This window comes from Sphingomonas sp. Leaf28 (assembly GCF_001421685.1).
GTDB lineage: Bacteria > Pseudomonadota > Alphaproteobacteria > Sphingomonadales > Sphingomonadaceae > Sphingomonas > Sphingomonas aurantiaca.
Genome location: NZ_LMKX01000008.1, coordinates 56,358 through 68,740 on the forward strand (window position 1 = coordinate 56,358; position 12,383 = coordinate 68,740).

The window sequence follows — 12,383 nt, forward strand, 5'->3', positions numbered from 1 at the left end:
GGAGGGGAGAGGGAGCAGGTTGCTGGGTCTTGCGGTGGCATTCTTGTGGTTCACGGACGCTGGGGGGCGGTCCAAGCAGCGCTGCCCCGCTAGTTACCCCGCGAAGGCGGGGGCCCAGGATCAAGCAGTTACCCTTGGTAGTCCGGTAGACATCTACGCAGCGCCGCCGGCAAAGCCGCCGTCGGACGGGTTCGGTAAACCGACCCGCCGGCCGTGCCGGGCACTGCCCGCTCGCTTCGCTTGCGGGCAGTGCCCGTCAGTACATATGCTGCCCGCCATTGATGCTCAGCGTCGACCCGGTCACGAACCCGCCCTCCTCTGAGCACAGAAACGCCACGCCGCGCGCGATCTCGGTCGCCTGACCCAGCCGCCCGACGGGGATCTTCGCGACGATCTTCTCCAGCACGTCCGCCGGCACCGCCGCCACCATGTCCGTGTCGATATAGCCGGGCGCGATCGCGTTGACCGTGACGCCGGCCCGCGCGCCCTCCTGCGCCAGCGCCTTGGTGAAGCCGTGGATCCCAGATTTCGCCGCGGCATAGTTGACCTGGCCGTACTGCCCGGCCTGGCCGTTGATCGAGCCGATGTTGACGATCCGCCCCCATTTGCGCGTGCGCATGCCCGGGAACACCGCCTTGGCCATGTTGAAGCAACCGCCGAGGTTGGTGTCCATCACCTCTTTCCAATCCTGATACGTCATCTTCAGGATGGTGCCGTCGCGGGTGATGCCCGCATTGTTCACGACGATATCGACGTCGCCCAGATCGGCGGCGACCTGCGCGCAGCCTGCCTGGCACGCATCATAGTCGGCGACGTCCCATTTATACGCCTTGATGCCGGTGCGCTCGGTGAACTCCCGCGCGCGGTCATCGTTGCCGGCATAGGTCGCCGCGACGGTCAGCCCCATGTCCTGAAGCGCGAGACTGATCGCCTCGCCGATGCCGCGCGTACCACCGGTTACAATTGCAACGCGTGCCATCAGTCTCTCCTCAGGTTCGTCCTTTTGCAAAGGCTAGCCAGCCCGCACCCATCCTTCAAGCTCGCGTGCCAAAATGCTGCGCAGCATTTCGACGCCGACCGGGCTGTCGTTGAGGCACGGGAGGTAGGCGAAATGCGTGCCGCCGGCCTCCTCGAAGCTCTCGCGCCCGCGGATCGACAGCTCCTCGAGCGTCTCCAGACAGTCGGCGGAGAAGCCCGGCGCGAAGATCGCGACCTTCGTCTTGCCGGCCTTGGCGAGCGCGACGAGCGTCTCGTCGGTCGCTGGGCCCAACCACTTTTGCGGCCCGAACCGCGACTGGAAGGCGATCGTCAGCTCGCGCCCCATCCGCTCGCCGAGCAACCGGGCGGTCTTCTGGCAGTGGCAATGATAGGGATCGCCCTGCTGCAACGTCCGCTTCGGCATCCCGTGGAAGCTCGCGACGATCGCATCCGGCGTGAAGTCGAGCGCGGTGAGCCCTGCCTCCAGCGAATCCTTCAGCGCATCGATATACAGCGCGTCATCGTAATAGGGTGGCAGCGTGCGGATCGCCGGCTGCCAGCGCAGGCCGGCCAGATGCTTGAACGCCTTGTCGTTCGCGGTCGCGGTCGTTGCTGCGCAATATTGCGGATAGAGCGGCGCGAGCAAAATGCGCTCGCAGCCCGCCGCCTTCATCGCGACAAGCCGGTCCGAAATCGATGGATTGCCATAGCGCATCGCCCAGTCGACCAGGACCGTGGGGCCGAACGCGTCCTTCAGCGCCGCCGCCTGCAACCGGGTGATCGCGGCGAGCGGCGATCCGTCGTCGCGCCAGACCTGCGCATAGGCGTGCGCGGACTTTTTCGGGCGCGTGTTCAGAATGATCCCGCGCAGGATCGGCTGCCACGCGATCTGCGGGATTTCGACGACGCGCGAATCGGACAGGAATTCGCCGAGATAGCGCTTCACCGATTTGGCATCGGGGCCATCGGGCGTGCCGAGGTTCATCAGCAGCACGCCGATCTTGGGGGCAGGAATCGGCGGATGATCGGGGGGCAGGGTCATGCTGCCGGTCTTAAGGGCAAATTGCGGATGCGAAAGCCCGTTGACGCATGGAGCGCGTTGGCGATCGCGGGCGCGACCGCGGGGACGCCGAGTTCGCCGACGCCGCCGGGGGCCTCCTCGCTGCGGATCAGCTCGACGGTGATGTCGGGCGTGTCGGCCAGCCGCGGCAGCGCGATCGTGTCGAACCCGCGTGCGTCGGCGAGCCCGCGGGTGATCCCGGTCGATGCGCCGAGCGCGCCGGCCAGCCCGAAGATCAGCCCGCCCTCGATCTGCTGGCGGACGATGTCGGGATTGATCTGCGCGCCGCAATCGACCGCGGCGACGAGGCGGTCGACGACCGGGCGCTGGTCGGGCCCCAGATGCGCCTCCGCCACGACCGCGATGTAGCTGCCGCGAAAGGCATGCGCCGCGATTCCTTGGCCGCTGCCCGCGACACCGCCGTTCCACCCGCCGAGCGCCGCCGCGGTCGACAGGCAGCGCGCGAGGCGCGGCGCGCTGCCGAGCATGCCGATCCGGAACGACATCGGCTCGGACTGCGCGACATGCGCGAGTTCGTCGAGGAAGCATTCGGTGAAGAACGCGGTGTAGCCATGCGCGCCGCCGCGCAGATGGCCGGTCGGGATGCCGATCTCGGCGGGGTGGTGATCGATCGCATAGGCCGGGATGCGATAGGCGGGCGTCGCGCCTGCCACGGCGTAGCGGTCGCCGCGCACCCCGATCAGCGCGGCCTCGGTCGCCAGGCCCGGCATCATCCGGCGTGCCATCTCCGCCCCAGTCGACGGCGCCGCGATCTTTGCGCTCCAGCCCAGAATCGCGCCATTGGGGGCGAGCCGCGCCGTCATCTTCGCCACCGCCGGCGCGCGGTAGTGATCGTGGAGCGACTCCTCGCCGCGCGACCAGACGAGGCTGACGGGGCGCCTGAGCTTGACCGCGAGGATCGCGGCTTGTTCGGCGATGTCGGGTTCGAGTGCGGCGCCGAATGACCCGCCGATCAGCATCGGGTGGACGACGACCGAGTCCTCGCCGAGACCCGCCGCACGCGCCGCTGCGGTTCGCGCGAGGCCGGGTGCCTGGGTCGCGAGCCAGAGTTCGAGCCGGCCGTTCGAGAAGGACGCGGTGGCACTGCGTGTCTCGATGCCTGCGTGCAGGCCGAGCCCCGCGCGATAGGTCGCGGTGACGAGCTTGGCGCCCTGGAAGGTCGCCGCGACATCGCCGACCGACGTCATCGTCGTGCCGGGACGCGCGAGGGCGGCGTCCAGCGCTGCGTCGATCGAGCGGGTATCGGGGAGGGGGGCGGCATTTTCGAACCGCGGCGCGAGCGCGTCGAGCGCCTTGTGCGCCGCCCACCATGTCGTCGCCACCGCCGCGACCCAGCGCGGGTTGTCGACCACCGACAGCACGCCGCGGATGCGGTCGGCCGCCGCGCGATCGACCTTGGTCAGGCGTCCGCCGACCGGGCCCTGCCGGATCGCGGCATGCACCATATCGGCAAGCCGGACGTCGCCCGCGAAATTCGCCGAGCCATCCACCTTCGCGGCGGCGTCGATCCGCGGCACCGACGTGCCGGCGAGCTTGCCCGCGCCCTGGATCCCGAGCGGGAGTGGATCGGGGAGGGCGAAGCTTGCCGCCGCCTCCGCCAGTTCGGCGAAGCGGATGCGCTTGCCCGCATGCGTGCAGAAGCCCGCCTCGACGGTCACCTCGGTCCAGTCGGCATCCCAGCGTTTTGCCGCCGCCATGCATAGCAGCGCGCGCGCGCCCGCGCCCGCCTCGCGACAGGCCTGTTCGAACATCCGGATCGAACTCGATCCGCCGGTCAGCATCGGCGGCTGTGCGACGCGACCGGGCAGGCGGTCGAACAGCCCTTCGAACAGGTCGTGCAGGCCGACGGGGTTGGCATAGAGCGGGTTGAGCGGGGCGGGTTCGACGCCGACGGTACGCCAGTCCGCGCCGAGCTCGTCCGCGACGATCTGGGGGAGGGTGGTGTAGACGCCCTGCCCGTGCTCGACCTGCGGGACGGCTACGGTGACATGGCCGTCGGTGCCGATCTTCAGCCAGGCGCCGAACGGGGTTTCGCCGGGGTTAGCGACGAGGGTGGGCGCGTAGCGGCGGGGCCAGAGGCCCCAGGCGACGACGAGGCCGATTCCCGCGCCGCCGCCGACGATTATGCTGCGCCTGCTGATCATGCCGTGGCCCCTAACCCTTCTCCCCCACGGGGAGAAGGTGGCGCGGCAGCGTCGGATGAGGGGGCGTGGGTCTCCGGGACCGTGCCGGGAGACTCACTACCCCTCTCCCTTCCGTCGCCTACGGCTCCTCCCTCCCTCTCCCCGTAGGGGCGAGGGACAGTCAGGCCAGCGCGCGGTAGGTGGCCTTGAGCGAGACCTTGTCGATCTTTTCCGTCCCGAGCCGCGGCAGTGGCGCGTCCGAGATCCAGATCCGCTGCGGCACCTTGAACGCGGCGATGTGCTGGTAGAGGAACGCGCAGAGATCGTCGGGGGTCAGCGTCTCGCCGTCGCGCACCACGACCACCGCGCCGGGGACCTCGCCGAACCGCTCGTCCGCCAGCCCGAACACCGCGGCTTCCGCCACCGCCGGATGCTCGTACAGCGCCGCCTCGACCTCCTGGCACGAGATATTCTCGCCGCCGCGGATGATGATGTCCTTCTTGCGGTCGACGATGAACAGATAATCGTCCTCGTCGAGATAGCCGATGTCGCCGGTGCGGAAATAGCCGTCCGCGGTGAACGCCGCGGCGGTCGCGTCGGGGCGGTTCCAATATTCCTTGAAGTTGCAGATCGTGCGGATGCACACCTCGCCGCGCTGACCCTGGTCGACCGGGTGGCCGGCATCGTCGAGGATCGCGAGATCGACCAGCGGCGCGCCCGCGCGGCCAGCGGAATTGGGCTTGGCGAGATAGTTGCCGCGCCAGTTGCCCGTACCGACCGCGTTGGTCTCGGTCAGGCCGTAGCCGATCAGCGGCGCGCCGCCCCCCATCTCCGCGTCGATCCGGCGGACATGATCGACCGGGCGCGGCGCACCGCCCGCGGCGAAATCGGTGACGGTGGACAGGTCGTACTTCGCGCGATCGGGGTGGTTGAGGATCTCGAAGCTCATCAGCGGGACGCCGACGAAATAGGTGACGCCCTCCGCCTCGATCAGCCGCATCGCCTCGCCCGCATCCCATTTCGGCATCAGCACGAGTTTCCGTCCCATCGCGAAGCTCTGGAGGAAGACGGGCACTTCGCCGGTGATGTGGAACAGCGGGATCGTCAGCAGCGTGACCGGCTGGCCGACCGGCGGATTGCCCTGCGCGGTGGCGATGCCGACCATCATCATCGCCTGGGCGAGATAGTTGAAGATGCCCTGCACGATCGCGCGATGCTCGGACAGCGCGCCCTTCGACTGGCCGGTCGACCCGCTTGTGAACAGGATCGTCGCATGATCCTCGGGCCCGAGCGGCGGCAGGTCCGCGGTGTGATCGTCGCTGGCGAGCACGACCGCGAGTGCCTCGGTGATCGGGCGCGTATCGTCGATCTCGATCACCGGCGCGGCAAGGCCCGCGATCTGCGCGAGCCGCTTCACGCGCGGCGGGTCGGCGAAGACGAGCGCGCAATCGACGTCGCGGATCGCCGCTTCCAGTTCCTCCGCCTGCCACCAGCCGTTGAGCAACGTCGCGACGCCACCGGCCATGACGATGCCCATGTAGAGCACGATCCACGACGGCGAATTGCGCATCGCGATGCCGACCCGGTCGCCCTTCGCCACGCCGTGCCCGCCGACCAGCGCGCGCGCGACCCGCTCCGCCGCGGCATGGACCTCGCCGAACGTCAGCCGCTCGGGGCCCGACACGAGGAAGACGGCGTCGCGATGCTCGTTGGCATAATGCGCAAAATAGTAACTGAGCGCGGGCGGCGCGGCGGCGATCGTCGGGAGCGCGACCCCGAACCGCTCGGCCGAACCGAGCGCCAGCATGCCGTCGGGCGCGGTCAGCGCGGCCATCGTCGAATCCATAGCCGCATCGAGCTCGGTCCGCATATCGCTCTCCTACTTGGTCTTATCGTTACTCGTCTTTATGCAGGGGCGAACGCGTGGGGAAAAGCCTTTGATCCTGTCGACCATTTCTGCTGCCGTCGGCAGTCATATCCGCTTCGAGGACTTGGGTTTGCACCCCGATGTCTTCTCGATCGGGTTCTTCACGCTGCGCTGGTATAGCCTGGCCTATATCGGCGGGATCCTGCTGGGCTGGTGGTATCTGCTCAAGCTGCTCGCACAGCCCGGCGCACCGATGGCGCGGCGGCATGCCGACGACCTGGTGTTCTACGCGACGCTCGGCATCATCCTGGGCGGGCGACTCGGCTATGTGATCTTCTATGCGCCCGAGATGTTCCTGCATCCGTTGCGGATCTTCCGGCTGTGGGACGGCGGCATGTCGTTCCACGGCGGGGTCATCGGCACCTCGATCGGGTTGATCCTGTTCGCGCGCAAGCACCAGCTCAACTGGTTGCGCGTGCACGATTATATCGCCTGCGCCGTCCCGTTCGGGCTGTTCTTCGGGCGGCTCGCCAACTTCGTCAACGGCGAGCTCTGGGGTAAGCCGACCGACGTCGCCTGGGGCATCATCTTCGAGCGCACCGTGCCGTTCGGCATGATCGAGCCGGCGCGCCACCCGAGCCAGCTGTACGAGGCGGGGCTCGAGGGCATCCTCCTGTTCGCGCTGCTGTGGTTCGCGTTCTGGAAGACCAAGGCGCGCTATGATCCGGGCAAGCTCGTCGGGCTGTTCGTGCTGGGCTACGGGCTCGCGCGCTTCACCGTCGAGTTCTTCCGCGAACCTGATTCGCAGCTGCGCGCCTTTGCCGAACATACCGGGCTGCACATGGGCCAGTGGCTGTGCGTGCCGATGATCGTCGGCGGCGCCTATCTGGTCGCGACCTCGGCCAAGCGCCGCGTGCGGGTCGAGTCGATCGCGGGGACGCAGAGCGTCGCCTGACTCCCAGCCCGCTTGCGGGAGGGGGCGGGGGAGGGCATGGCCGCAAACGTCATGGCCAACGATACTCCAGCCCCTCCCCTAACCCCTCCCGCAAGCGGAAGGGGAATCGAAGCCGCCCTTCCCGAACGCCTCGCACGCGCGATTGCACTCGCGGGGCCGATCCCTGTTGCGCAGTACATGGCGGCGGCCAACGCGCACTATTACGCGACGCGCGACCCGCTCGGCGCCGCGGGGGATTTCACCACCGCGCCCGAGATCAGCCAGATGTTCGGCGAACTCGTCGGCCTGTGGTGCGCGGACCTGTGGGACCGGGCGGGGCGGCCGGACGTGGCGTGGGTCGAGCTCGGCCCCGGTCGCGGGACGCTCGCCGCCGACGCAGCGCGCGCGATGGCGAAGGCGGGGCTCGAACCCCCGGTCCATTTCGTCGAGACCAGCCCGGCGCTCCGCACCGCGCAGGCCGAGCGGGTCCCCGGTGCGACGTGGCACGATACGATCGACACGCTGCCCACCGATCGTCCGCTGATCGTCGTGGCCAACGAGTTTTTCGACGCGCTGCCGATCCGCCAGCTCGTCAAGCGCCAACAGTGGCACGAACGCCTCGTTGCCGCGCAGGATCTGCTGTTCCTGCCGATCGCGGGCAAGCCGCTGCCCGACGCGGTCATTCCCGAGCCGTTCCGCGATGCGCCTGCGGGCTCGATCCTGGAGACCTCGCCCGCGGCGGTGGCGATCGTCCGCGGCCTCGCGCAGCGGATCGCCCGCCAGGGCGGCGCGCTGATCGCGATCGATTATGGCTATGAGGGGCCAGCGCTCGGCGACAGCTTGCAGGCGGTCCGCGGCCATGCGTTTGCCAACCCGTTCGAGGCGCCGGGCGAGCATGACCTTACCGCGCATGTCGACTTCACCACGCTCGCCGCCGCCGCGCAGGCCGAGGGCGCGGTCGCCTGGGGGCCGGTCAGCCAGCGCGACCTGCTCGGCGGGCTCGGCATCGATTCGCGCACCTCGGCGCTCGCCAAGGCGGCGCCCGCGCGCGCCGACTCGCTGGCGTCGGATCGCCGCCGGTTGATGGACGACATGGGGACGCTCTTCAAAGCGCTCGCGATCACCGCGCCGTCCTGGCCGACCCCGGCGGCGTTCGCAGGGATGGGCGCGTGATCGCCTATCGCCATGCGGTGCCCGCCGACGGCCCGGCACTCGCCGCGATGGCGACGCAGTCGTTCACCGAGACGTTCGGCACGCTGTACCGCCCGCAGGACCTCGCCACGTTTCTCGACGAGGCGTTCGGCGAGAACGGGCTACCCGCGCAGATCGGCGACCCTAGCTACACGATCCGCCTCGCCACCGACGGCGCGGCGGTCGTCGGGTTCGCCAAGATCGGCCCCGTGGCCTTCCCCGGCGACTGGCCCGGGACGGCGGTCGAACTCTACCAGCTCTATGTTCGCGCCGACCAGCATGGCGCGGGCGTCGGTCCCGCGCTGATGGACTGGGCGATCGATGCCGCGCAGGCTGACGGGCGGACGGAAATGATCCTCAGCGTCTATGTCGACAACGCGCGCGCGATCCGATTCTACCAGCGCTATGGGTTCGTCGAGATCGGCCGGTACGTGTTCATGGTCGGCGAGCAGCCCGACGACGATCGGATCATGCGGCTCGTCCTGTGATGATCGATAGTGCCGCAAATGAGTACCACCCCGGCGCAGGCCGAGGCCCAATTGGAAAGGTTGGAGTAACGATGCGCCGTCCTCTGTCAGCATTGTCCCCCATTTGGGCCCCGGCCTTCGCCGGGGTGGATCCACGAGGAAATCGTTCGGCATGACCATCGACGTCATCCGCGCCAAGTCGCTTGGCGACGTCCGCCACGGCTTTCTCGGCCGTCGCGGGGGCGTGTCGACCGGCGCCTATGCGAGCCTCAACGTCGGTATCGGCTCCGACGACGACCCCGCCGCGATCGCCGAGAACCGCCGGCGTGCGAGCGAGGCGGTGCTGCCGGGCGGCACGCTCGTCGGGCTCTACCAGATCCATTCCGCCGACGTCGTCACCGTGATCGCGCCGTTCGACGACTCGCTGCGTCCCCGCGGCGATGCGCTGGTCACCAACCGACCCGGCGTGGCGCTCGGCATCCTCACTGCGGACTGCGCGCCGGTGCTGTTCGCCGACGCGGAAGCCGGCGTCGTCGCCGCCGCGCATGCCGGGTGGAAGGGGGCGCTCGGCGGCGTCACCGATGCGACGATCCTCGCGATGGAGGCGATCGGCGCGCGCCGCGACCGCATCGTCGCCGCGGTCGGTCCGTGCATCGCGCGCGCGAGCTACGAGGTCGACGACGCGTTCATCCGCCGGTTCTGCGAATCGGATCCGGAGAATGAGCGCTTCTTCGCGGATGGCCGCGCGGACCATTATCAGTTCGACCTGGAGGCCTATGTCGTCAGCCGTCTCGCGGTCGCCGGGATCGGCCGGATCGAGGCGCTCGGGCTCGACACCTACGCCGACCGGGAGCGCTTCTTCAGCTACCGCCGCGCGACCCATCGTGACGAACCCTCTTATGGCCGCCAGATCAGCATCATCGGGCTGTAACGGGTCCCAAATCCTGCATCGCTCGTTTAGGCTCGACAGATCGGTCCGCGCCAGACGGGCCACGCAGGAGCTCATGAATGTCCGATACCCCCGATAACGCAGGCGCCATCCCCGCCGAGACCGAAGCCGACCTGACCGGCGTCGCCGCGCGAGTCGCGCCCAAGCCAGAGGTCGAGAAGATCGGTGGGCGCAAGCTGAAGCCGTCGACGCTGATGATGGGGCATGGCTATGATCCGTCGCTATCTGAAGGCTCGCTGAAGCCGCCGATCTTCCTCACCTCGACCTTCGTCTTCCCCAATGCGGCGGCGGGCAAGCGCCATTTCGAAGGCGTCACCGGCAAGCGTCCGGGCGGGGCCGAGGGCCTTGTCTATTCGCGCTTCAACGGCCCGAACCAGGAGATCCTCGAGGATCGCCTCGGCGTGTGGGAAGAGGCGGAGGACGCGCTCGCCTTCTCGAGCGGCATGTCGGCGATCGCGACGCTGTTCCTCGCGATGGTCAAGCCCGGCGACACGATCGTCCATTCGGGCCCGCTTTATGCGGCGACCGAGACGCTGATCGGCCGCGTGCTCGGCAAGTTCGGGGTGAAGTGGCTCGACTTCCCGGCGGGTGCGACGCGCGAGGAGATCGACGCGGTGATGACCGAGGCCGCGACCGGCAACGTCGCGCTGATCTATCTCGAAAGCCCGGCTAATCCGACGAACGCATTGGTCGATGTCGAGGCGGTCGCCGCCAGCCGGGATGCGATCTTCAAGGGTGAAAAGCCGCCGATCGCGATCGACAACACGTTCCTCGGGCCGCTCTGGTTCCAGCCGCTCAAGCACGGCGCGGACATCGTCGTCTATTCGCTGACCAAATATGTCGGCGGGCATTCGGATCTGGTCGCTGGCGGCGTGCTCGGATCGAAGGAGCACATCAACACGATCCGGACGATGCGCAACACGATCGGCACGATCACCGATCCGAACACCGCGTGGATGCTGTTGCGCAGCCTCGAGACGCTCGAACTGCGGATGAGCCGCGCGGGTGAGAATGCGGCGAAGGTCTGCGGCTTCCTGCGGCATCACCCGAAGGTCGAGCGTGTCGCGTATCTCGGCTTCCTCGAGGACGAGCCCGGCATGGAGCGGCAGGCCGACATTTATCGCCGCCATTGCACCGGCGGCGGCTCGACCTTCTCGCTGTACCTCAAGGGCGGCGAGCGCGAGAGCTTCGCGTTCCTCGACGCGCTGAAGATCGCCAAGCTCGCGGTGTCGCTCGGCGGGACCGAGACGCTGGCGAGCCACCCGGCAGGCATGACGCACCTGTCGGTGCCCGATGCGCGCAAGCAGGCGCTGGGGATTACCGACAACCTCGTCCGCATCTCGATCGGCGTGGAGGATCCGGACGACCTGATCGCCGATTTCGAGCAGGCGCTGGAGACGATCTGATCCTGAAGGGCCATCTGCCGCCTCCTTGTTCTCCCGCGAAGGGATGGGGCAGGTTTTGGGGTGAAGTCGTCGGCCCGACCGGCTAGCATCGGTCGATGCCGATCTTCACCCCTATCCCGCAGGACGACTTCGTCGCTGCGATCCACGTCCTCGCCGCCAAGCTGGCCGAGGACACCGCCTGGACCCCCGATTTCATCATCGGCATCGGCCGCGGCGGGCTCGTGCCCGCGGTGTTCCTCAGCCACGCGATCGGCCTGCCGACTTTGTCGGTCGATTATTCGAGCCAGGTGAAGGACTTTGCCGACGCGCCGCTGGTGAAACTCGCCAAGCGGACTCGCGATGGCGAGCGGCTGCTGTTTCTCGACGACATCAACGATTCGGGGCGGACCATCACGCACCTGCGTGGCGCGCTCGCGGCGGCGGGTGCGGTGGACGGCGCGGTGCGGTTCGCGATGCTGATCGACAATGTCAGCTCGGCCGAGCGGATCGAGTATAGCGCGCGGACGATCGACCGGACGGTGACCAAGGACTGGTTCGTGTTCCCGTGGGAGGCCGTCGCGCCGAGCGCGGCGATCGCGCAGGATGCCGCCGAGGTGCCGGATCGGATCGCCTAGCGCGACCGGTGCCTGCGTGGGTGTGCGGCGCAGACGAACAAAGGGCCGGCCTCCATACGGGAAGCCGGCCCTCGCCCTCGATACGCTACGCGAGGGAACTGGGAAACTGGTTGGGCTGGGGCGGACGGGACGTCGGCAAAGCCGTCGTCGGTCGGGTCAGGCGCTGCCTGCCCGCCGTCCGTGCCGGCGGTTGCTCGACCGCTTTCGCGGCGAGCACCGGCCCGTTGCCGGGCTTACCGCCGGCAATACCCCGGGTTGTCCGACTTATCGATCGCGTTGCCGGCGAGGCCGCCACCCGCTGCGCCGAGGACCGCGCCGAGCGTCCGGTCACCACGGCCGGCGATGGTGTGTCCGAGCAGGCCGCCGGCGAGCGCGCCGATGATCGTGCCGCCGGTGTTGTCGCAACCGCGACGGTTGCGCGCATTGTAGCGGCGATCGTTGCCGCGATACTCGCGATAGTCGCTCCGGTCGTAACCGCGATCGTATCCGCGATAGCCGCCCTGATAGCCATCGTAGCCACGCTCGTAGCGCGAGCCGTAGCGCTGCGCATCGGCGGCGGCGGGAACGAGGGCGGTTGCACCCAATGCGAGGGCACTGGCGGCGAGGGTAAAAGTCTTGAACATCGTGCGTCTCCCGTTGGGGATTTCGGCGGCGGCGGTGGCCGTGCTTCCATCCTCGATGAGAGGCTTATGGGTGATTCGCATTGAGCCGAGCCTGAATGCCTCCGTTATCCGCTGTTCATGCTTCCGCGGACCGTGCGGGGCCCTATGAGG

General features: G+C 68.5%; 11 protein-coding genes. 6 read left to right on the forward strand and 5 right to left on the reverse strand.

Going from position 1 to position 12,383, the window contains the following annotated elements; translation table 11 throughout:
• Positions 1-256 precede the first annotated feature (256 nt).
• From phbB to ASE79_RS10800, 4 genes are all read right to left on the reverse strand, one after another.
• Positions 257-979, reverse strand: a complete 723-nt coding sequence (gene phbB / locus ASE79_RS10785; RefSeq protein ID WP_056066403.1) for an acetoacetyl-CoA reductase — start codon at positions 977-979, stop codon at positions 257-259.
• A gap of 33 nt (positions 980-1,012) precedes the next feature.
• Positions 1,013-2,020, reverse strand: coding sequence for a ferrochelatase (hemH, locus tag ASE79_RS10790; protein ID WP_056416061.1), 1,008 nt, complete (start codon positions 2,018-2,020; stop codon positions 1,013-1,015).
• Positions 2,017-4,203, reverse strand: a complete 2,187-nt coding sequence (locus ASE79_RS10795) for a xanthine dehydrogenase family protein molybdopterin-binding subunit (RefSeq protein ID WP_056416064.1) — start codon at positions 4,201-4,203, stop codon at positions 2,017-2,019. The genes hemH and ASE79_RS10795 overlap by 4 nt, the downstream gene beginning before the upstream one ends.
• A 160-nt stretch (positions 4,204-4,363) precedes the next feature.
• A complete protein-coding gene (locus ASE79_RS10800; RefSeq protein ID WP_200910364.1) occupies positions 4,364-6,052 on the reverse strand; it encodes a class I adenylate-forming enzyme family protein in 1,689 nt (562 codons plus the stop codon).
• 37 nt (positions 6,053-6,089) lie between these two features.
• Here ASE79_RS10800 and lgt point away from each other — a divergent pair, with 37 nt between their 5' ends.
• From lgt to ASE79_RS10830, 6 genes are all read left to right on the forward strand, one after another.
• Positions 6,090-7,004: a prolipoprotein diacylglyceryl transferase gene (gene lgt, locus ASE79_RS10805; protein ID WP_056416068.1), complete on the forward strand. Its 915-nt coding sequence runs from the start codon at positions 6,090-6,092 to the stop codon at positions 7,002-7,004.
• A gap of 51 nt (positions 7,005-7,055) precedes the next feature.
• Positions 7,056-8,156, forward strand: coding sequence for a class I SAM-dependent methyltransferase (locus ASE79_RS10810; RefSeq protein ID WP_056417175.1), 1,101 nt, complete (start codon positions 7,056-7,058; stop codon positions 8,154-8,156).
• On the forward strand, positions 8,153-8,662 hold the full coding sequence (locus tag ASE79_RS10815) for a GNAT family N-acetyltransferase (RefSeq protein WP_056416071.1): 510 nt from the start codon (positions 8,153-8,155) through the stop codon (positions 8,660-8,662). Before ASE79_RS10810 ends, ASE79_RS10815 begins: the two co-directional genes overlap by 4 nt.
• A 151-nt stretch (positions 8,663-8,813) precedes the next feature.
• Complete coding sequence (gene pgeF, locus ASE79_RS10820) at positions 8,814-9,572, forward strand: peptidoglycan editing factor PgeF (RefSeq protein ID WP_056416074.1); 759 nt, start codon at positions 8,814-8,816, stop codon at positions 9,570-9,572.
• A 77-nt stretch (positions 9,573-9,649) separates the two neighbouring features.
• Positions 9,650-10,996 carry a cystathionine gamma-synthase family protein gene (locus ASE79_RS10825; protein WP_056416078.1) on the forward strand — a complete coding sequence of 449 codons (1,347 nt, stop codon included), beginning with the start codon at positions 9,650-9,652 and terminating at the stop codon, positions 10,994-10,996.
• Between the two features lie 95 nt (positions 10,997-11,091).
• Complete coding sequence (locus ASE79_RS10830; protein WP_056416080.1) at positions 11,092-11,610, forward strand: phosphoribosyltransferase; 519 nt, start codon at positions 11,092-11,094, stop codon at positions 11,608-11,610.
• A 233-nt stretch (positions 11,611-11,843) separates the two neighbouring features.
• On the opposite strand, the gene ASE79_RS10835 is transcribed toward ASE79_RS10830, so the two are convergent.
• Positions 11,844-12,233, reverse strand: coding sequence for a glycine zipper 2TM domain-containing protein (locus ASE79_RS10835; protein WP_056417178.1), 390 nt, complete (start codon positions 12,231-12,233; stop codon positions 11,844-11,846).
• Positions 12,234-12,383 lie beyond the last annotated feature (150 nt).

Excerpts from the sequence above, each read along its gene's own strand:
- phbB (WP_056066403.1), bottom strand. The coding sequence starts at position 979 with ATGGCACGCGTTGCAATTGTAACCGGTGGTACGCGCGGCATCGGCGAG.
- hemH (WP_056416061.1), bottom strand. The coding sequence starts at position 2,020 with ATGACCCTGCCCCCCGATCATCCGCCGATTCCTGCCCCCAAGATCGGC.
- ASE79_RS10795 (WP_056416064.1), bottom strand. The coding sequence starts at position 4,203 with ATGATCAGCAGGCGCAGCATAATCGTCGGCGGCGGCGCGGGAATCGGC.
- ASE79_RS10800 (WP_200910364.1), bottom strand. The coding sequence starts at position 6,052 with ATGCGGACCGAGCTCGATGCGGCTATGGATTCGACGATGGCCGCGCTG.
- lgt (WP_056416068.1), top strand. The coding sequence starts at position 6,090 with ATGCAGGGGCGAACGCGTGGGGAAAAGCCTTTGATCCTGTCGACCATT.
- ASE79_RS10810 (WP_056417175.1), top strand. The coding sequence starts at position 7,056 with ATGGCCAACGATACTCCAGCCCCTCCCCTAACCCCTCCCGCAAGCGGA.
- pgeF (WP_056416074.1), top strand. The coding sequence starts at position 8,814 with ATGACCATCGACGTCATCCGCGCCAAGTCGCTTGGCGACGTCCGCCAC.
- ASE79_RS10825 (WP_056416078.1), top strand. The coding sequence starts at position 9,650 with ATGTCCGATACCCCCGATAACGCAGGCGCCATCCCCGCCGAGACCGAA.
- ASE79_RS10830 (WP_056416080.1), top strand. The coding sequence starts at position 11,092 with ATGCCGATCTTCACCCCTATCCCGCAGGACGACTTCGTCGCTGCGATC.
- ASE79_RS10835 (WP_056417178.1), bottom strand. The coding sequence starts at position 12,233 with ATGTTCAAGACTTTTACCCTCGCCGCCAGTGCCCTCGCATTGGGTGCA.